The organism is Burkholderia sp. KBS0801 (assembly GCF_005937855.2).
Taxonomy (GTDB): domain Bacteria; phylum Pseudomonadota; class Gammaproteobacteria; order Burkholderiales; family Burkholderiaceae; genus Burkholderia; species Burkholderia ambifaria.
On record NZ_CP042178.1, the window covers coordinates 1,793,410 to 1,812,629 of the forward strand.

Consider the following 19,220-nt stretch of genomic DNA (forward strand, 5'->3'; position numbering starts at 1 on the left):
ACGCCCCTTCCACGGAGTACGAATGCTGAAGCGCCGGTGGTTTTCGCTGTTGCTGCTGATGGTGTGCCTGATCGCCACGCGCGCGTCCGCGCAGGGTGCGCTCGAACTCGACACCGACGGCACGCCGCGCGTCCTGACGCGTGAGGCGCTGCTCGCGCGCGCCGACGCGACGGACATCCACGTGCCGCGCGACATTGCGTACGGCCGGCCGATGACGTTCCGCGCGGTGCCGTTCGCCGCGCTGCTCGGCGACACGCCGCCAGCCGCCGACGGCGTGCTCGAAACGCGCGCGGCCGACGGTTTCGCCGCGCAATTGCCGCTGGATCTCGCGCGCCGCCGTGCACCGGCCGGCGCCGTCGCGTGGCTCGCGATCGAGGATCCCGCGCACCCGTGGCCGAAGCTGCCGGGCAAGCCGGTCAGCGCCGGGCCGTTCTATCTGGTGTGGCTCGGGCCGGACGCGTCGTCGGTGCGCGGCGAGCAGTGGCCGTATCAGATCGTGCGCATCACGGTCGAATCGTCGCCGCTCGCGCGCTGGCCGTCGCTCGCCGTCGATTCGGCGCTGCCGGCGAACGATCCGGCCCGCGCGGGCCAGCGGCTGTTCGTCACGCAATGCCTTGCGTGCCACCGCCTCGACGGCGCGGGCAGCAGCCACGCCGGGCCCGACCTGAACGCGCCGATGAATCCGGTCGACTACTTCCAGCCGGCCGCGCTGCGCCGCTACATCCGCAACCCGGCATCGGTGCGCGACTGGCCGGGCCGCGTGATGCCGGCGTTCCCGCCCGAGCAACTGAGCGACCGGGAACTCGACCAGATCGTCGCCTACCTCGCGTACATCGCGCGGCGCAAGGCCGGCAAGTAAGCCACGCCGCTCAAGCGCCCGCCTCTTGCGCGCTGTGCAGCACCGCGCGCAGCAGCACGTCCGCCCCCGCCGTCGACCATTCCGGCGTGATCGCCTCGGCCTCGTTGTGGCTCAGCCCGTCGACGCACGGCACGAAGATCATGCCGGTCGGCGCGACGCGCGCGACATAGCACGCGTCGTGGCCCGCGCCGGACACGATGTCCATGTGCGACAGCCCGAGCGCCTGCGCCGCGTCGCGCACCGCATCGATGCAGCGCGGCGCGAACGGCACCGGCGGATACGTGAAGATCTGCTCGATCCGCGCGCCGAGCCCGGCGTCGGCCGCCACGCGCGCGAGTTCCGCACGCAGCGCCACATCGAGTTCGTCGAGCACCGCATCGTCGGGATGACGAAACTCGACCGTGAAGAAGCAGTTGCCCGGCACCGTGTTGCGCGAATTCGGCCGCGCTTCGATCATCCCGACCGTCGCGCGCGCGTGCGGCGCATGGCGCCGGCCGAGCGCGTCGACGAATGCGATCATCCGCGCGGCGCCCACCAGCGTGTCGCGCCGGAATTCCATCGGCGTCGTGCCCGCGTGCGCGTCGACGCCCGTCAGCGTCACCTCGTACCAGCGCTGCCCCTGCCCGGCCGTCACGACGCCGATCGTCTTGCCCGCGCGCTCGAGAATCGCGCCCTGTTCGATATGCAGTTCGTACGCGGCATGCACCGGATAGCCGCCGACGGGCTCGGTGCCCGCATAGCCGATGCGCGCGAGTTCCTCGCCGATCGTCTTGCCGGCGCCGTCGGTGCGCGACAGCCCGTATTCGAGCGGATAGACGCCCGAGAACACGCCGGCCGAGATCATCGCCGGCGCGAAGCGCGAGCCTTCCTCGTTGGTCCAGATCACGACGTCGATCGGGCGCTCGGTCTCGATGCCCGCATCGTTCAGCGCGCGCACGACCTCGAGGCCGCCGAGCACGCCGTAGATGCCGTCGTAGCGGCCGCCGGTCGGCTGCGAATCGGCGTGCGAGCCCGTCATCACCGGCGCGGCGTCGGGATTGCGGCCCGCGCGGCGCGCGAACACGTTGCCCATCCGGTCCACCCGCACCGTGCAGCCGGCGTCGCGCGCCCACTGCACGAACAGGTCGCGCGACTCGCGGTCGAGATCGGTCAGCGCGAGGCGGCACACACCGCCCTTCGGCGTCGCGCCGATCTGCGCCATCCGTTCGAGCGATGCCCACAGCCGCGCCCCGTCGACCCGCGGTGCGCGTGCGAGGTCGTCATGCATTGCCGGCCTCCGCTGCGTCGTCGCGCGGCGCGGCCTGCAGCGCATAGCGGAAATCGCAGCGCTTGCCGCCCTGCATGATCGTGCTCGTGCGCGTGAGCGCGATGCGCGGGTCGTAACCCTCGATGAAGTAGCTGTCGCGCGCGCAGCTCAGCAGGTGGCCGATCTCGCCGAGGCCCATCGCGTGATACATCTCCGCGTAGCTGCAGCGATGCACGTCGTAGTCGTAGTGCGCGTCGTCCGCGCGGCGCACCTCGACGTCGAGCGCGTCGTCCTTCTCCCACAGCACCTGCAGCGCGATGAACGACTGCACGCTCGTGCCGTCGGGCTCCTGCGCGGCGAACGTGCGGCCCGCGTCGACGGCCGCGCCGCGCACGGCTTCCGCGATCACGGCCTGCGCACGCTCGGTGCCGAATTCGCGCTTCATGATCTCGTAGATCGGCTTGATGATTTCCGCTTCGATGCGGCGCCGCGCGAGGATGCCGAGGCGCGTGTCCTCGGGTGCCGCCGCGGCTGCGTGGGTCTGGTCGGTCATGGGAACGTCTCCGTCGTTATTTCGTTGCGGGGCGCGCGCCGCCGAGCACGTCGACGACGGTCCACTTGCCGCCGCGTACCTGGTAGATCGTGAACGCCGGGTCCTTCAGGTTGCCTTGCTGATCGAACGCGACCCGGCCGGTCACGCCGGGCCGGTCGATCGCGCGCACGGCCGCGACCACCTTCGCGGGCTGCGTCGTGCCGGCCTTCTGGACGGCCGCGATCAGCGTCGCGGCCGCGTCGTACGCGAACGGCGCATGCAGCTCGATCGGCGCGTGCCAGCGTGCGCGATATTGCGCGTCGAACGCGTTGCCGCCCGGCATCCGGTCGAGCGGCAGGCCCGGCTCGAGTGCCGTCACGCCTTCGCCGTCCTTGCCCGCGAGCGACAGGAAGGTCTGGCTCACGAAACCGCCGGCGCCGAGCAGCGGTGCATTCACGCCGAGCTGGCGCATCCGGCGCGCGATCGGCGCGGCCTGCGCGTCGAGCCCGCCGAAGAACACGAGATCCGCGCGCTTGCCCTTGATCGCGGTCAGCACGCCGCTGAAGTCGGTCGTCTTGTCGTTCACGTACTGGCGATCGACGATCGTGCCGCCGTTCGCCTGCACGCCCTTGATGAACTGGTCGGCCAGCCCCGCGCCGAACGACGTGCGATCGTCGATCACCGCGATGCGCTTCGCCTTCAGCGTCTTCACCGCATACGCGCCGGTGAAGTTGCCGCCCGCATCGTCGTGACCCATGATGCGGAAGGCGGTTGCGTAACCCTGCTGCGTGTACTGGTGGCCGGTGGAGGCCGGCGCGATCTGCGCAATGCCCGCATCGCGATAGACGCGCGACGCCGGCACGCTGCAGCCCGTATTCCAGTGACCGACGACGCCGATCACGTGCTGGTCGACCAGCTGCTGCGCGACCGCGACGGCCGTGCGCGGGTCGGATTGATCGTCGGCCGCGACGAGCTTGTAGACGACCGGCTTGCCGCCGATGCTCGGGTGCTTCGCGTTCGCATCGTCGATCGCGAGTTGCGCGCCGTTCTGCAAGTCCTTGCCGATGCGTGCGGACGGGCCGGTCAGCGGCGCGGCGAGGCCGATCAGGATCGTCTGCGGCGCGGATTGCGCGAAGGCGGGAACGGCCGCGATCAGCGCGGCCGCGGAGAAAGCGAGACGGGCGGGAAGAAAGGCGATTTTCATGTGCGGGGATCAGTGATTCGGATCAAAACATGAAAAATATTAAAGATTCGGCATCCACACCCCAAATACTCAATTGTTGGATGCTTATGCCATTCCCGACACAATAGCGTAAACATCTGTAAATACAGCGCATTTTCAGATTGTCGCTTACCCTGATTTTTCGATAAAATTCGACACATGAAAAATATCGAACAATTGCCGCATGATCCGCCGCTGCGCGCCGTCCGCGCGTTCGAGGCATTCGCGCGTCTCGGCTCGGTCACTGCGGCCGCGCACGAGCTCGACATCACGCCGTCCGCGGTCAGCCATCAGCTGCAACTGCTCGAAGCGTTCATCCAGACGCCGCTGACGGTTCGCGACGGCCGGCTGCTCGCGCTCACCGACGAGGGGCGCGACTATTACCGCTCGATCAGCGCCGCGTTCTCGGTGCTGCGCAGCGCGACGCGCTTCGTGCGCGACCGCTCGTCGCTGCGGCAGATCACGATCAGCCTGATTCCGCTGCTCGGCATCGGCTGGTTCATTCCGCGGCTGCACGCATTCCTCGCCGACAACACCGACGTCGACGTGACCGTGCTGTACGCCCATCACCGCAACTATCGAAGCGACGCGTCGGACCTGTCGATCCGCTTCGGCACCGGCGACTGGCCCGGCTACCGCTGCGAGCGGCTGCTGCCGGGCGCGATGGTGCCGATGTGCAGCCCGTCGTTCCTGAAACGCCACGGGCCGTTCCGCACGCCGGCCGACCTCGCGCGGGCGCCGCTCGTGCACGACGAGGATCGCAGCACCTGGGTCAACTGGCTGCAGGGCGCCGGCGTGCGGCACGTGTCGCATGCGGTGGGGCCGATGTTCGAGGACGGGCAACTGACGCTGAGCGCGGCGCGCGCGGATCTCGGCGCGGCGCTGCTGCGCGCGCCGCTGGTCGAGCGCGAACTGTCGAGCGGCGAACTCGTGCAGCTGTTCGACCACGCGCTCGACGACGGGCGCGACTACTACCTGTGCACGCGCGAGGATGCGGACATGCCGGACGGCGCGAGACGGCTTGCCGACTGGCTCAGGAAGATCGCCGCCTGAGCGGCCGGTTCGCCACCGGCCGGCCGGGCGTCTTCGCACGCGTGGCCAGCGTAGCGGCATCCGCCATGCATGCCGGAGGGCCGTCGCTGCGGGTCACACCGCCCGCCCCCATCCGCGCTCGGCCGCATAAGCAACCGTCGCCCGCGCCAGCTCCTGCGTGCTGTCGATCAACGCGAACGGCGCATCGCGCAACGCACGCGCGGCGATCGGAATTTCCGTGCAGCCCATCACCGCGACGCCCACGTCCCGCCGCGCGAGCGTCGCGAGCGCGCGCGACAGGCGCCGCACCGACGCATCGACCTTCCCCGCCTTGACGGCCGCGATGCACGCGGCGATATCGCGCTGCGCGGTCACGGCCGGCATCACGGGCTCGAAGCCGCGCGCACGCAGCGCCGCCTGGTAGAACCCCGACACCAGCGTGCCGCCCGTGGCGAGCACCGCGACGCGCCGCACGCCGGCCGGCACCGCGGCCACCGACGCATCGACGATATGCAGGACCGGCGCCGCGCTGCACTCGCGCAGCGGCGCATACCAGTGATGCGCGGAATTGCACGGGATCGCGATCACGTCGACACCGCAGCGGTTCAGCAATGCGACGCCGTCGAGCAGCGCCGGCAGCGGATCGGCTCCGCCGTCGAGGATCGCGCGCGAGCGATCGGGCGTCCGCGTCAGGTTCGCGACGATCATCGGCAGATGCTCCTGATCGCAGCGCGCGCGCGTCAGGCGAATCACGCGATGCATGAAGTCGACCGTGGCCAGCGGCCCCATTCCGCCCAATACGCCGACAAGCGCCATGATGTCTCCTTCACGCGCGCGGCGGCCGCGCGCAGATCGCGGATACGACGGCCGAGTTGCCGATCACCAGCAACAGCGTGCGCAATATCTCGCAGAACGGATCGACCGCCGCGAACAGCACGAACGCGGCCTCGAACGGCAGGTGCAGCGCCGCGCAGACCATCCCGGTAAGCGACACCGTCACGACCCCCGACGTGCCCGTCGACGCGAATCCGGCCAGCACCGACGCGACCAGCACGACGCACAGCTCGCCGGGGCCGAGCGCGCGTTCGTAGAGTTGCGCGACGAACAGCGTCGCACTCGCGTAATAGACCATCGGCCCGACGCGCAGCAGCGACACGGCGAGCGGCACGACCAGCTCGACGCGCGCGCGTGCGAAGCCGAAGTCGTCGGCCAGGCACTCGATCATGCTCGGCATGCAGGCCACGCTGCTGCGCGTGGCGAGCGCCATCGCGAACGGCGTGCGCAAGCCGGCCAGCGTGTCGGCCAGCGTCGCGCCCGAGCGCTTCCAGATCACGGCGAGCGCCGCCGCGATCAGCACGACGGTGACGACCACGAACGCCATGACGAAGCGGAACATCGCCTCGATCGGGCCGACCCCGGACGTGCCGATCTGCGCGGCGCCACCGCAGAACAGCACGATCGGCGTCGGATACGCGAGCCAGTGCATGATCTTCTGGCACGTGAAATACACGGTCTCCAGCGTCTGGCTCAGCGCCGCCGAGATGCTCGCCGGCACGCGCCCCGAAGCGAAGCCGAAGAACAGCGAGAACACCAGCGCCTTCAGCGTGTCGCCGCTCGCGAGCGCCGCGAAGAAGTTGCCCGGCACCAGCGCGATCAGCATGTCGGCGAGGCCCGACGACTTCTCCGCGGGATCGGTGCCGTACAGCGTCATCACGGTGTCGCTCGCCGCGCCGTCGCTGCCGACCAGCGCGCCGAACGCCTTCAGCGTCGCGTTCGACAGGTGCTCGCCCGGGCGCATCGCGACCAGCACGACCGCGCCGACCACCACGACGAACACCGACACGCAGCCGAAGATCGCGATCACGCGCATCACGAGATCCGATGCGCTGCCCTCGCGCAGCAGCCGCTGCAGGCTGAAGATCACGGCGGCCGTCATGAACGGCAGCGCCGTCATCTTGAGCAGGCCGACGTACACCTCGCCCACGTAGTCGAACTGCGGCGCGGCGGCCGGCCACAGCATGCCCGCCACGATCCCGAGCGCGAGGCTGCCGAATACCGTCAGCGGATGGATCGCGAACGCATGCAGCCGCTCGATGCGTGGCTTGATCCTGCGGGTGTCGTTCATCAGAATTTGCTCCGAGAAACCCCGCCATTTCCCCCAAGGGGACTTCCTTCGGGGCGGATGGCGGGAAGGAAAGGAGTGCTGTTGACAGGCAGCTTCTTCCACGGGTTAGGATCACCGGCATGATTCTTGTCTACCGCTACCGCGTGAAGTCGCTCAACGGAGTGCTTAACAAGCAGAGCCGTGCGGTGAACTACGTCTGGAACTTCTGCAATGACACGCAGAAGCACGCGCTCAAGTGGAGCAAGAAGTGGCCGACGGGATTCGATCTGAACGTGCTGACGACGGGGAGCAGCAAGGCGCTCGGCATCCACTCCGGCACGATCAACGCGACGTGCGAGCAATATGCGAAGTCGCGCAGCCAGCACCGACGTCCCTACCTGCGCTATCGCGGCAGGAAATCGCTGGGCTGGGTGCCGCTGAAGGGGCGCGACCTGAAGCGCCAGGGCGACGCGTTTCGCTTTGCCGGCAACACCTTCCGCGTATTCAATAGCCGACCGCTTCCCGAAGGCAAGATCAAGGACGGGACCAACTTTGCGCAGGATGCGAGGGGCAACTGGTTTCTGAACATCGTGATCGAGATGCCCGATGTTCATGCCCGCCCGATCCGTTCCGGTGTCGGCATCGATCTCGGCCTGAAAGACTTCGCCAAACTTTCGACGGGCGAGAAGCTGCCTAACGATCGGTTCGGTCGATGCGCGGCCGAGAAGCTTGAGAAAGCGCAACGGGCGCGAAAGCACAAGCGACATATCGCGAAGTTGCACGCGAAGGTCGCGAACGCCCGCGCCGACTTCCAGCACAAGCTCGCACTCGATCTGGTGCGGCGTTTCGATTACATCGCGGTCGGCAACGTGTCTGCCGTCAAACTTGCCAGAAACAGGATGGCGAAGAGCGTCTACGACGCGTCCTGGTCGTCCTTCCGAAACAAGCTCCATTACAAGGCGATCGCGCACGGAGCCACGTTCGAGGAAGTGGACGAAAGCGGTTCTACCCAGTCCTGTTCGGCGTGCGGGTCGAAAGACAGCACGACGCGGCCGAAAGGTATCGCGGGACTGCGAATGAGAGAGTGGGCCTGCGATGGCTGTGGTGTCGTGCATGATCGAGATACCAACGCTGCGCTGAACATTCTCCGATGCGGACGTGCATCGCCAGGTGTGGGAATCACCTGCCTTTAGGCGGGTGAGGACGTCAAGTCAGTGGCCCATCGCATCGAGCAGGGATTTCACGTCGAGCCGCTTGTTGCGCTCGGCCAGGAACTGGTTGACGAACGCGAGCAGCGTCGGCGCGGACACCGGCACGCCGACGGCCAGCGCGTCGGTCAGGTCGTCGAAGGTCGCGACGCGCAGCCGGATCGGCGCGCTCGGGTCGTCCTGCATCACGAGCTTGATCGCGAGCTCGTCGCGATACACGGCCGTGACCGCCCCGGCGTTCAGCGCGTCGAGCGTCGCCGGCCAGCTCGGATAGGTGCGCACCTGCGCGGCCGGGAAGTCGTTGCGCACGTAGTCGGCGTAGGCCGAGCGCGCGACGACGCCGATCGTGCCGCGGTAGTCACGCACGACTTCCGGCAGCGGCCGCCCTTTCGCGAGTTCCGCGAAGCTGACGCGGTTGATCAGCAGCGCGCGCCGCAGGCTGATGTACGGCGTGCTGAAGCTGACCACCTGCGCCCGCGGCAACGTGCGCGACAGCTTGCTGATCGCGACGTCGGCCTGCCCGGTCGCGAGCAGATGAACGACGTCGTCGAAGGTGCGCGCGTCGCGGTCGAACTGCACGGACACGCCGAGCTTTTTCGCGAGCTCGTCGGCGAGGTCGATGTCGACGCCCGCCAACGCGCCGTTGCGCGACGAGAAGAACGGCGGCTGGTCGACGCCGAGCACCGCGACGACGAGCGTGCCGCGCGTGACGATGCGCGCGAACTCGGGCGCAAGCAGCCGGCCGTCGGGCAGCGGCACGAGGCCGGTGGCGGTGGTGGCGGTGGTGGCCGTGGTGGCGGGCGCGGTCGTGGTCGCGGGCGTGGCCGTCGCGGCCGGCGCGGTTGCATCGAGGGCCAGCGCCGGTGCGCCGCACGACACGGCGATGAATGCGCAGGCCGCGCTGCGCCAGTGACGAAGCAGGCATCGGCGCACGAGCAAGATGTCGCGGCACCACGCAAGCAGCGCGCGCGCGGCGCGTCCGGAAAAGAGGTTCATGGCGCAGGTTGACGATGAGTGTCGAACGACCGCACAGCCGTTCGTGCCGAACGGGTGCCGGGCCCTGGCGCGAAGCGCGTGGCCGTGGTTCGGCGCCGCCCGCTCCCGCACGCCCAATGTGTCAGAAGCGCCGCCCGGCCGAAATCGGCCAGAAGGCCCGGCCCGGATGTCACGGGCCGCCCGGACGGCCCGCCGCAACGGGGGCCGGAAGCAGATAGGAATTCCCGATGCCGAGGATTGAAACAAGCAATTTCACAAGCCCGGGGTCAACCCGGATACTGGGAACACTTCATCAACACCACCCCAAAGGAACTCGCAAGATGCCGATCATCAACACCCAAATCAAGCCGTTCAAGGCAACCGCATACCACAACGGCGATTTCGTGCCCGTGACCGAAGAGAACTTCAAGGGCAAGTGGTCCGTCGTCGTGTTCTACCCGGCCGACTTCACGTTCGTCTGCCCGACCGAGCTGGGCGACCTCGCCGACCGCTACGCGGAATTCCAGAAGCTGGGTGTCGAAATCTACGGCGTGTCGACCGATACGCACTTCACGCACAAGGCATGGCACGACACGTCGGACACGATCGGCAAGATCAAGTACCCGATGATCGGCGACCCGACGCTCACGCTGTCGCGCAACTTCGACGTGCTGATCGAGGAAGAAGGGATGGCGCTGCGCGGCACGTTCGTGATCAACCCGGAAGGCGAGATCAAGCTGTGCGAAATCCACGACAACGGCATCGGCCGCGACGCAGGCGAGCTGCTGCGCAAGGTGCAGGCCGCGCAATACATCGCGGCGCACCCGGGTGAAGTGTGCCCGGCCAAGTGGACGCCGGGTGCGGAAACGCTGACCCCGTCGCTCGACCTGATCGGCAAGATCTGACGCTCGCCGCGCGCGCCTCGCACGAGGCGCGCGAGCGACGCGCCGCGGGCCGCCTCGTGCGGCCCGCGCCCTCCTCCGGCACGACGTGCCCGACCAGAATTATCAATACGGAATCCGAAACGCCATGCTCGACGCCAATCTCAAGAATCAACTGAAAGCGTACCTCGAAAAGATCACGCGCCCGATCGAACTCGTCGCGTCGCTCGACGACAGCGCGAAGTCGCAGGAACTGCTTGCGCTGCTCAACGAGATTGGTTCGCTGACGTCGCGCGTGACCGTGACCGAACGCCGCGACGACGCCGAGCGCAAGCCGTCGTTCTCGATCGGCGAACCCGGCAAGCCGGCGGGCATCCGCTTCGCCGGCATTCCGATGGGCCATGAATTCACGTCGCTCGTGCTCGCGCTGCTGCAAACGGGCGGCCATCCGATCAAGCTCGACGACGACGTGATCGAACAGATCCGCGCGCTCGACGGCGACTACGCGTTCGAAACGTATTTCTCGCTGTCGTGCCAGAACTGCCCGGAAGTCGTGCAGGCGCTGAACGTGATGTCGCTGATCAACCCGCGCATCCGCCACATCGCGATCGACGGCGCGCTGTTCCAGAACGAAGTCGAAGCGCGCCAGATCATGGCCGTGCCGACGATGTTCCTGAACGGCGAATCGTTCGGCCAGGGCCGCAGCAGCGTGAAGGAAATCCTCGCGAAGCTCGACACGGGCGCTAGTGCCCGCGCCGCGAAGTCGCTCGAGAACAAGCCGGTGTTCGACACGCTGATCGTCGGCGGCGGCCCGGCCGGTGCGGCCGCCGCGATCTACTCGGCGCGCAAGGGCATCGCGACGGGCGTGGTGGCCGAGCGCTTCGGCGGCCAGGTGCTCGACACGATGGCGATCGAGAACTTCGTGTCGGTGCAGGAAACCGAGGGGCCGAAGTTCGCCACCGCGCTCGAGCAGCACGTGAAGCAGTACGACGTCGACATCATGGACGTGCAGCGCGCCGACGCGTTGATTCCGGGCGACGTGCACCAGATCCGCCTCGCGAACGGCGCGGTGCTGAAGGCGAAGACGATCATCCTGGCAACCGGCGCGCGCTGGCGCGAAATCAACGTGCCGGGCGAGCGCGAATACCGCAACCGCGGTGTCGCGTACTGCCCGCACTGCGACGGCCCGCTGTTCAAGGGCAAGCGTGTCGCGGTGGTCGGTGGCGGCAACTCGGGTGTCGAGGCCGCGATCGACCTGGCCGGCATCGTGAAGGAAGTCACGCTGCTCGAATACGGCGCGCAACTGCGTGCGGACGAGGTGCTGCAGCGCAAGCTGCGCAGCCTGCCGAACGTGACGATCGTCACGCAGGCGCAGACGACCGAGCTGACCGGCGACGGCAGCAAGCTGAACGGGCTCGTCTACAAGGATTTGCGTTCGGGTGAAGCGAAGCGCGTCGATCTCGAAGGCGTGTTCGTGCAGATCGGCCTCGTGCCGAACACCGAATGGCTGAAGGGCACGATCGAGCTGTCGAAGCACGGCGAGATCGTCGTCGATGCACGCGGCGCGACGTCGGTGCCCGGCGTGTTCGCGGCCGGCGACGTGACGACGGTGCCGTTCAAGCAGATCGTGATCGCGGTCGGCGAAGGCGCGAAGGCGTCGCTCGGCGCGTTCGATCACCTGATCCGGCAGGACGCGACGCCGGCCACGGCCGACGCGCCGCAGGCCGAAGAAGCGATCGCCGCGTAACGCGCGACGCGCCGCCCGGATTCGTCTCTCTTGGCCCCACATGCCCTGGTCGGCGTGCGGGGTCCTTTTTCATCCGGCGTCGTGCGGCGCGGTGCGAACGCGCCGGCACCGATCTCACTGGGCCGCGGCGGGCGCGGCACTCGCCGATGCGGGCGCCTTGAAGCTGCTCGACTGCCTGACCAGCTGCTCGGTCATCGCGGCGGCAACCGCATTCCCGCCGGCCGACGGACGCGCTCGATCGGCGCTCGGCGTCGCCACGTATTGCGGCGGCGGCAACGACGGATCGAGCTTCGCCGATTCATGCACGAGCGCGGCGGTTTCAGGCGTTTCGGATTTCGTGCCGGACGGTGCTGCCGCGTGCCGTTCGAGCCCGTCGCGCTTGCGCTCCGCGCGTTGCGCCGGCTGTGCTTGCTGACTCGGGCGGATCGCCTGCGCCGCCTGGACTGGCGGTGTTGATTGCACGGATTGCGCGGGTTGCGCCGCTTGCGCCGATCGTGCCGCTTGTGGCGGTTGCGCGGCTTGTACCGGCGCTTGAATCGCTGGCCCGGGCTTGGCTTTCGCTGGGGTCGAATCCTCCGGCTCGACCGTCACGACATGAACGGTCGGCGGCGGCACAGTCGGTTTCGCGGGGGGCGCCTGCGCGGCGATGACCGGCGCGACCGCGGTGGATGGCGGAGCCGCGTTCGTGCGCGCGGGAGCTGCGGCCGGCGGCGGCACGGCCGCTCGTTGCGGCACGGCGTCGTCGACGTGCGTGGACGGGACCGCGACCGCCGCCGGCGGCGCGATCGTGCCTTGGGCGGTATGGTCGTCGTTCGCCGCGGTCACGGCGGCGGCAGGCGCTGCGGCATCGCCGATGCCGGCCTCCGCGATCGCGCGGTGGTCGTCACGCAGCAGCATCACGTAGCCGCTGCCTGCCGCGGCAACCAGCAGTCCGCCGACGATCATCAAAGTCTTTTGGGTCCTTCTCATGCTTGCTCACCGATCTTATCGACGTGAACGAGCCATCATACGCGTGGGTTCGCGGCAGATCCCGTATGAATACATTTGGTTGCATTGATGCGGGCGCAGCGCTGGCGCAGCGCCGGCGGGGCCGGACCCATGCCGCGCCGCCGTATCGTCAGACGGTTCGACACCCCTGCTCGCGCCCCATCAGAGGCAGAAGATCGCGACCGCGATCCCGCCGAACAGCGCCCACTTGACGACGTAGTACACGGTGCGATTCCACGCCTTCAGCCGCTTGCCGGCGCGGCGAATCGCATACAGGTACTTGAATGCATGATTGAGGCCGCCGGTGCGGTCGCCCGTTTCGTTCGGCGACGCGGCCGCGCGCATCAGCAGTTGTCCGAATGCATCGTTGACGCGCTGCGCCCAGCGATATTTCATCGGCCGGTCGATGTCGCAGAACAGGATCACGCGATCGTGCGCGGTGCGATTCTCGGCCCAGTGCAGATAGGTTTCGTCGAACATCACGGCCTCGCCGTCGCGCCATGCATACGACTCGCCGTCGACGACGATCCGGCACGCGTCGTCGTTCGGCGTGTCGAGTCCGAGGTGATAGCGCAGCGAGCCCGCATACGGATCGCGATGCAGCCCGAGCTTGCCGCCCGGCGGCAGCTGCGCGAACATCGCGGCCTTGATCGACGGAATCCGCGACAGGATCTCGACGGTGCGCGGACACAACGCCTGTGCGGACGGATGCGGCGCGTCGTACCACTTCAGGTAGAAGCGCTTCCAGCCGTTGCGAAAGAACGAATTGAAACCGATGTCGTTGTACTCGCCCGACGCCTTGATCCGGCTCGCATCGCGCAACGCGAGCGCTTCCTCGCGGAAGGTCCGCCATTCGCGCTGCAGCACCGCGAGTTCCGGAAAGTGCCGCGGGTCGAGAAACGGCGTGGTCGGCACCGAAGAGAACGCGTATGAAAAGCAGTTCAGCGGCGCGGTGAAGGTCGAGTGATCGGATAGTTGCCTGAACAACCTGTGCCGAACCTTGCCGCGCCGGTGCGTATGAATCACACACGCAATGAACACGATCAACAGGACCCACCGCATCGATATTCCCCCCGTAAGCGTTTTGCAGAAATTCTAGGTACGGGGAGAATTTTTTGCGCTGACGCGCAGGCGCTGCGATGTGCGTCGGCAAGACGCGGCGAGGATGTCGATCGTGTCACGCCAAAACGCCGAAAAGCCCGTGCTGACGGGCTTTTCGGCGCAATCGGACTGCGCGCGCGGCATCTGCCGACGCACGCGCATGCGGCGATTATTCCGGAAACGGCAAATCAGTTTGTCCGTCTGCGCGCATACCGAACGTGTTGAGCGTCATCGCGACGAGCGCGTAATAACCGAGCAGCGCAACGAGGTTGACGACGGTCTCATGGCCGAAACGCGCCTGCGCGCGCGCGAACGTCGCATCGCTCACGCGTTGCGTGTCGTACAGCTCGGTCGCGAATGCATGGATCAGCGCATCGTCGTCCGATTCGAACGTCGGCGTGACGCCGCGCCGGATCGCGTCGGCCGTCGCGGCCGGCACGCCGGCATCGAGCGCGATCGGATGGTGAATGTGCCACTCGGCCTGCGAGCGCCAGCGCGCGGCGGTGACGAGAATCGCGAGCTCCGACAGGCGCAGCGGCAGGCCCGTGCGATAGCGGCAGAACGCGCCGAGCCGCTGCGCGTGCTGGGCGAGCTCGGGGCTCGCGATCCAGCCGAGGAACGGCCCGTTCAGGTTGCCGCGCGGGCCGCTGAGGATGTCGGCCAGCACGGCCTTCTGTTCGTCGGTGGCCGATGCGGGATCGAAGGGAGGCAGTCTGTCTGTCATGGTCGGGACTCGGTGAGGTCGTGGTTCACGCGCCGGCCGACGCGAGCGCCGCATCGATCGCGCCGGACAGCCGTTCGACGATCGTATCGATCTGCTGCGCGGTGCAGACGAACGGCGGAGCGACCAGGATGTGATCGCCGTTCACGCCGTCAATCGTGCCGCCCATCGGATACACCATCAGGCCGCGCTGCATCGCCTCGCGCTTGACCGCCGCATGCAGCTTCAACGCGGGATCGAACGTCGCCTTGCTGTCGCGATCGCGGACGAGCTCGACGCCGACGAACAACCCGCGGCCGCGCACGTCGCCGACATGCGGATGCGCACCGTAGTGTGCACGCAGCGACGCACGCAGTTGCTCGCCGCGCGCCTTCACGTTGTCGAGCAGCTTCTCTTCGGCGATCACGCGCTGCACCTCGAGCGCGGCCGCGCAGGCCGTCGCGTGACCGAGATACGTGTGGCCGTGCTGGAAGAAACCCGAGCCGTCGACGATCGTCCGGTAGATACGGTCGCTGACCAGCGTCGCGCCGATCGGCTGGTAACCCGCGCCGAGCCCTTTCGCGATCGTCAGCAGATCGGGCGCGACTTCGTCCTCGTCGCAGGCGAACAGATAACCGGTGCGCCCCATCCCCGACATGATTTCATCGAGGATCAGCAGCACGCCGTACTTGTCGCACACCGCGCGAATCTTCTTCAGGTAGGTGCGCACCGGCGGCACCGCGCCGGCCGTCGCGCCGACCACCGTTTCCGCGACGAACGCCGCGACGTTTTCCGCGCCGAGTTCGACGATCTTCTGCTCGAGCTCGTCGGCCAGGCGCTGCGCATACGCTTCGTCGGTTTCTCCCGCGTGCTGGTCGCGATACGCATAGCACGGGCTCACGTGGTGCGCTTCGATCAGCAGAGGCAGGAACGGCTCGCGCCGCCATGCGTTGCCGCCGATCGCGAGCGCGCCGAGCGTGTTGCCGTGATAGCTCTGGCGGCGTGCGATGAAATGGCGGCGCTGCAACTCGCCCTTTTCGACGAAATACTGGCGCGCAAGCTTCAACGCGGCTTCGATCGCCTCGGACCCGCCCGACACGAAATACACGTGCTCGAGACCAGCGGGCGCGGCCGCGACGAGCCGGTCGGCCAGCTCCTCGGCCACGTCGGTCGTGAAGAACGACGTATGCGCGTACGGCAGTTGCTGCACCTGCCGCTTGATCGCGTCGATCACGCGCTGGTTGCTGTGGCCGAGACACGAAACGGCCGCGCCGCCGCACGCGTCGATGTAGCGTTTGCCGGTCGAGTCGATGATCTCGATGCCGTCGCCTGCGACGGCGACGGGCAAGGTGGCGCGTGGAGCGCGATGAAAAACGGTCGTCATGCGTTGCCTCATGGATCAGGACGCGCTGCGCGCGTGCGCGGACGGCACGATGCGCGTCGCGAAGCGCTGCGTGCCATGTTGATGGATGGTGAAGTCGATCGCAGCGTCGCGAACGGCGAACACCGCGGTCGCCAGCGTGTTCTCGTCGTCGGGATCGGCCGGATCGTCGCGATAGATCGGCAGCCCTTCCGGTGCGCGATCGCCGAGCACGTGCAGCAGCGCGGCTTCGTCGCTCGTGTCGATGCCCTGTGTCAGCGCATCGACGCGGCGCTGGCGATCGCCGGACGATTGCGTGACGATCTGCGCTTCAGCTTCGCAGCCGGGATGCACGAGATGGTTGGCATGGCCAGCAAGCCGCGCGACGTCGACCACCGAGCACCGCGCGACGCTCGCCTCGATGCTCAGGAGCCGCGCATCACCGGTCGCGCCGAGCGTGTGGTGAAAGCCGCTCGCGCGCGCATGCGTGCGCAGCACGTCGGCGGCCGCATCGAGCGACGCCGCGTCGAGCACCGCGCGCGCGAGGATCATCCGCGGCACGCCGGCCGCCGGCGTCAGGATCCGCAGGTTGTTGATCGCCTGCGCGACGCCCGCGCGGTTCGCGGCGAACGTATGCCCGGGCAGCGAGCCCGGGTAATAGAAGCTGATGAAGCCCGGCTTGCCCTGCGGCTGCACGTCGACCAGCAGGCAACGCCCGCGCAGGTACGGATCGCCGTCCTCGTTGTGCGCGATCCAGCGCGTGCCATCAGCATCGCGCGCGGTGAGTGTCGTGCAGCCGTCGGGCGCGTTGTGGATCAGTTCGCCGCGGCAATTCCACAGGAAGATGTCGTCGGCCGGCCAGCCGACACCCGCCGCGATCCCGTCCAGTTCCGCGACGAGATCGGGATACGCGGCCAGCGCCGCCTGCCGCAGCGCGGCGACGAACGGGTGGCCGCGCCAGCGCCGCACGGCCTGCCATGCGCTGCTCTGCTGCATGTATTCGTCGAACACGGGGCGGGCGAGCTCGCCGAGGCGCACGCCGATGTCGAACGGCGCGCCTGCGATGACGGGGGAAAGGGAAAGCGGCATGTCGCGTGGTTCGGTTTCGTTCAGGATACGTGTTTCAGCAACCTCGTTTTCCGCATGATCGAGCGATGTAACCGGCCGGCTGGCGAGAGAACGACAAGATCGACCGACGCCGCAACATGCGATGTTAAATTAAACATCAACACAACATGTGTTGTCAATGCGGATACTCTGACAACAACATGCTGAATAGTGAATGCATCGAGAGAAACCCCGCAGATAAATCGGAGGAAAAGAAGGCGCGAAGCCCCGCCGCCCTCTCCCTTCACGCCGCCGTCACGGCGCCGCGAAGAACAGCGCGACGACGCATACCATTCCGCCGAACCACACGAGCGAGCGCAGCGCCGCCCAGTTCAGCAGGTACATCAGCGTGTAGACGACGCGAATCGCGACGAACCCCATCGCGATCTGGTCGACGTGGTGCGCATTCGCGCCGTTGTGCCAGGCGACGACCAGCGCGGCGGTGAATAGCGCGAGCGCTTCCCACGCATTCTGGTGGGCGGCCTGCGCCCGCGCGCGCCACCCTTCGAGCGTCGCCAGGTACTCGCGCGGCGTATGGTTGTCGTAACCCTTGCGGGCCTTCGCCAGGAACGTCAACGGGAACGGCAACAGCGCGACGATGAACAGGCACAGCTGGGACGTGGTCATCCAGGTCTCCTCCTTTATGGTTACATTGATCAATGACACGGTCGGGCAGAGCTTAGCATCGGGCCGCGCTGTTCGGGCACCGGTTTTCTAGACTGGAGACTCGGCCATGCGAGCGGATGACGCCCACGGCAGCATGGATCCGGCACCTAAAATTCCACCAAATCACCGACAAATACGTTAATTAAAACTGGTCGAACACCAATAAGATAGCGTTCAACACTGGCTTGGCGCATCGCCACGCCACTCTGCCCGACCCGCGCCGCACCGCCGCGCGCGCCGAACGACTTTTCGACCCGAGCCTGCCCATGCCCCGTCCCATCGTCGCCCATGTCCGTCCGGACGCCGTCCGTCACAACCTCGACTTCATCCGCCGCACCGCCGCGCAATCGCGCGTGTGGGCCGTGATCAAGGCCAACGCATACGGTCACGGGATCGAGCGGATCTACCCGGGCCTCGCGGCCGCCGACGGCATCGCGCTGCTCGATCTCGACGAAGCCGTGCGCGTGCGCGAGCTCGGCTGGGACAAGCCCGTGCTGCTGCTCGAAGGGATCTTCGAGCCGGCGGACGTCGAACTGGCCGATCGCCACCGGCTGACGGTGGCCGTGCACTGCGACGAACAGCTCGACCTGCTGATCGCCGCGAAGCCGCGGCAGCCGCTCGACATCCAGCTGAAGATGAACTCCGGAATGAACCGGCTCGGCTACCGGCCGCACGCGTTCCGCGCCGCGTGGGAACGCGCGGCGGCCGCGCCGTCGATCGGCAAGATCACGCTGATGATGCATTTCGCGAACGCCGACGAAGGCGAAGTCGACTGGCAGCTCGAACAGTTCGATGCGGCCACGGCCGGGATTCCCGGCGAGCGATCGGCATCGAATTCGGCGGCCGTGCTGTGGCATCCGCGCGCGCACCGCGACTGGGTGCGGCCCGGCACGATCCTGTACGGCGCGTCGCCGACCGGCGCGGCGCGGCACATCGCCGACACGCCGCTGATGCCCGCGATGACGCTGACCAGCAAGATCATCGGCGTGCAGACGCTCGCGCCGGACGAGACGGTCGGTTACGGCCGCCGCTTCACCGCGGACCGGCCGATGCGGATCGGCGTCGTCGCGTGCGGCTACGCGGACGGCTATCCGCGCCATGCACCGGCCGGCACGCCGATCGCGGTGGACGGCGTGATGACGCGCGTCGTCGGGCGCGTGTCGATGGACATGCTGACCGTCGACCTGACGCCTTGCCCGAACGCGGGCATCGGGTCGGGCGTCGAGCTGTGGGGCGATCAGGTGAAGGTGGACGATGTCGCCGAAGCCAGCGGCACGATCGGCTACGAGCTGATGTGCGCGCTCGCGCGCCGCGTGCCGGTCGTGATCGTGCCGCCGGGCGCGTCGACGGTGCAGCCGCTGCTGCGCACGGGCAGCCACGGGCGTTGATGGAGGTCACGGAGGCGGCGGCACGCTGTCGTGTCGTGGCGCATCCGGATCCATTGGCGGGCCGCGTTGCAAGCGGCCCGTTTGCTTTTTACGGCGGGCATGGAG

The 19,220-nt window shown here is 67.8% G+C and carries 18 protein-coding genes; 6 read left to right on the forward strand and 12 right to left on the reverse strand.

The genetic code is table 11. From position 1 onward, the window contains the following. Window positions 1-22: 22 nt before the first annotated feature. Complete coding sequence (locus tag FFI87_RS24850; protein ID WP_138848672.1) at window positions 23-859, forward strand: c-type cytochrome; 837 nt, start codon at window positions 23-25, stop codon at window positions 857-859. 10 nt (window positions 860-869) lie between these two features. On the opposite strand, the gene FFI87_RS24855 is transcribed toward FFI87_RS24850, so the two are convergent. Genes FFI87_RS24855 through FFI87_RS24865 form a run of 3 tightly spaced genes read right to left on the reverse strand, consistent with a single transcriptional unit; the run spans window position 870 to window position 3,841 of the window. Beyond that, window positions 870-2,126: a Zn-dependent hydrolase gene (locus tag FFI87_RS24855; RefSeq protein ID WP_138848671.1), complete on the reverse strand. Its 1,257-nt coding sequence runs from the start codon at window positions 2,124-2,126 to the stop codon at window positions 870-872. Continuing rightward, the gene (locus FFI87_RS24860; protein ID WP_138848670.1) at window positions 2,119-2,658 is read right to left on the reverse strand and encodes an L-2-amino-thiazoline-4-carboxylic acid hydrolase; all 540 of its coding nucleotides are present in this window, start codon (window positions 2,656-2,658) and stop codon (window positions 2,119-2,121) included. Before FFI87_RS24860 ends, FFI87_RS24855 begins: the two co-directional genes overlap by 8 nt. Window positions 2,659-2,674: 16 nt before the next feature. Further along, entirely contained in the window at window positions 2,675-3,841 is a 1,167-nt protein-coding gene (locus FFI87_RS24865) for a branched-chain amino acid ABC transporter substrate-binding protein (protein ID WP_138848669.1), read from the reverse strand. A gap of 177 nt (window positions 3,842-4,018) precedes the next feature. On the opposite strand from FFI87_RS24865, the gene FFI87_RS24870 reads away from it, so the two are divergent. Beyond that, on the forward strand, window positions 4,019-4,912 hold the full coding sequence (locus tag FFI87_RS24870; RefSeq protein WP_138848668.1) for a LysR substrate-binding domain-containing protein: 894 nt from the start codon (window positions 4,019-4,021) through the stop codon (window positions 4,910-4,912). Between the two features lie 93 nt (window positions 4,913-5,005). Here the strand turns inward: FFI87_RS24870 and FFI87_RS24875 are convergent, their stop codons facing one another. Together FFI87_RS24875 and FFI87_RS24880 are read right to left on the reverse strand one after the other, a co-directional pair. After that, on the reverse strand, window positions 5,006-5,707 hold the full coding sequence (locus tag FFI87_RS24875; protein ID WP_012365807.1) for an aspartate/glutamate racemase family protein: 702 nt from the start codon (window positions 5,705-5,707) through the stop codon (window positions 5,006-5,008). A gap of 10 nt (window positions 5,708-5,717) precedes the next feature. Then, the gene (locus FFI87_RS24880) at window positions 5,718-7,016 is read right to left on the reverse strand and encodes a dicarboxylate/amino acid:cation symporter (protein ID WP_138848667.1); all 1,299 of its coding nucleotides are present in this window, start codon (window positions 7,014-7,016) and stop codon (window positions 5,718-5,720) included. 119 nt (window positions 7,017-7,135) lie between these two features. Between FFI87_RS24880 and FFI87_RS24885 the strand changes: the two genes are divergently transcribed. Then, entirely contained in the window at window positions 7,136-8,188 is a 1,053-nt protein-coding gene (locus FFI87_RS24885; RefSeq protein WP_138848666.1) for an RNA-guided endonuclease InsQ/TnpB family protein, read from the forward strand. 18 nt (window positions 8,189-8,206) lie between these two features. On the opposite strand, the gene FFI87_RS24890 is transcribed toward FFI87_RS24885, so the two are convergent. Then, window positions 8,207-9,199, reverse strand: a complete 993-nt coding sequence (locus tag FFI87_RS24890) for an ABC transporter substrate-binding protein (protein ID WP_138848665.1) — start codon at window positions 9,197-9,199, stop codon at window positions 8,207-8,209. A 320-nt stretch (window positions 9,200-9,519) separates the two neighbouring features. Here FFI87_RS24890 and ahpC point away from each other — a divergent pair, with 320 nt between their 5' ends. Both ahpC and ahpF read left to right on the forward strand, forming a co-directional pair. After that, on the forward strand, window positions 9,520-10,083 hold the full coding sequence (gene ahpC, locus FFI87_RS24895; protein ID WP_006750178.1) for an alkyl hydroperoxide reductase subunit C: 564 nt from the start codon (window positions 9,520-9,522) through the stop codon (window positions 10,081-10,083). A gap of 124 nt (window positions 10,084-10,207) precedes the next feature. Then, window positions 10,208-11,806 carry an alkyl hydroperoxide reductase subunit F gene (ahpF, locus tag FFI87_RS24900; protein WP_138848664.1) on the forward strand — a complete coding sequence of 533 codons (1,599 nt, stop codon included), beginning with the start codon at window positions 10,208-10,210 and terminating at the stop codon, window positions 11,804-11,806. A gap of 114 nt (window positions 11,807-11,920) precedes the next feature. On the opposite strand, the gene FFI87_RS24905 is transcribed toward ahpF, so the two are convergent. The 6 genes from FFI87_RS24905 to FFI87_RS24930 all read right to left on the reverse strand — a co-directional run bounded on the left by FFI87_RS24905 (window position 11,921) and on the right by FFI87_RS24930 (window position 17,688). After that, a complete protein-coding gene (locus FFI87_RS24905; RefSeq protein WP_138848663.1) occupies window positions 11,921-12,775 on the reverse strand; it encodes an extensin in 855 nt (284 codons plus the stop codon). Between the two features lie 180 nt (window positions 12,776-12,955). Continuing rightward, entirely contained in the window at window positions 12,956-13,855 is a 900-nt protein-coding gene (lpxO, locus tag FFI87_RS24910) for a lipid A hydroxylase LpxO (RefSeq protein ID WP_138848662.1), read from the reverse strand. A 208-nt stretch (window positions 13,856-14,063) separates the two neighbouring features. Beyond that, a complete protein-coding gene (locus FFI87_RS24915; protein ID WP_138848661.1) occupies window positions 14,064-14,618 on the reverse strand; it encodes a carboxymuconolactone decarboxylase family protein in 555 nt (184 codons plus the stop codon). Between the two features lie 25 nt (window positions 14,619-14,643). Beyond that, a complete protein-coding gene (locus FFI87_RS24920; RefSeq protein ID WP_138848660.1) occupies window positions 14,644-15,978 on the reverse strand; it encodes an aspartate aminotransferase family protein in 1,335 nt (444 codons plus the stop codon). 15 nt (window positions 15,979-15,993) lie between these two features. Then, window positions 15,994-17,043 carry a C45 family autoproteolytic acyltransferase/hydolase gene (locus tag FFI87_RS24925; RefSeq protein ID WP_138848659.1) on the reverse strand — a complete coding sequence of 350 codons (1,050 nt, stop codon included), beginning with the start codon at window positions 17,041-17,043 and terminating at the stop codon, window positions 15,994-15,996. 273 nt (window positions 17,044-17,316) lie between these two features. Then, window positions 17,317-17,688, reverse strand: a complete 372-nt coding sequence (locus tag FFI87_RS24930; RefSeq protein ID WP_012365798.1) for an MAPEG family protein — start codon at window positions 17,686-17,688, stop codon at window positions 17,317-17,319. 305 nt (window positions 17,689-17,993) lie between these two features. Between FFI87_RS24930 and alr the strand changes: the two genes are divergently transcribed. After that, the gene (gene alr, locus FFI87_RS24940) at window positions 17,994-19,115 is read left to right on the forward strand and encodes an alanine racemase (RefSeq protein WP_138848657.1); all 1,122 of its coding nucleotides are present in this window, start codon (window positions 17,994-17,996) and stop codon (window positions 19,113-19,115) included. The last annotated feature ends 105 nt before the right edge of the window (window positions 19,116-19,220 follow it).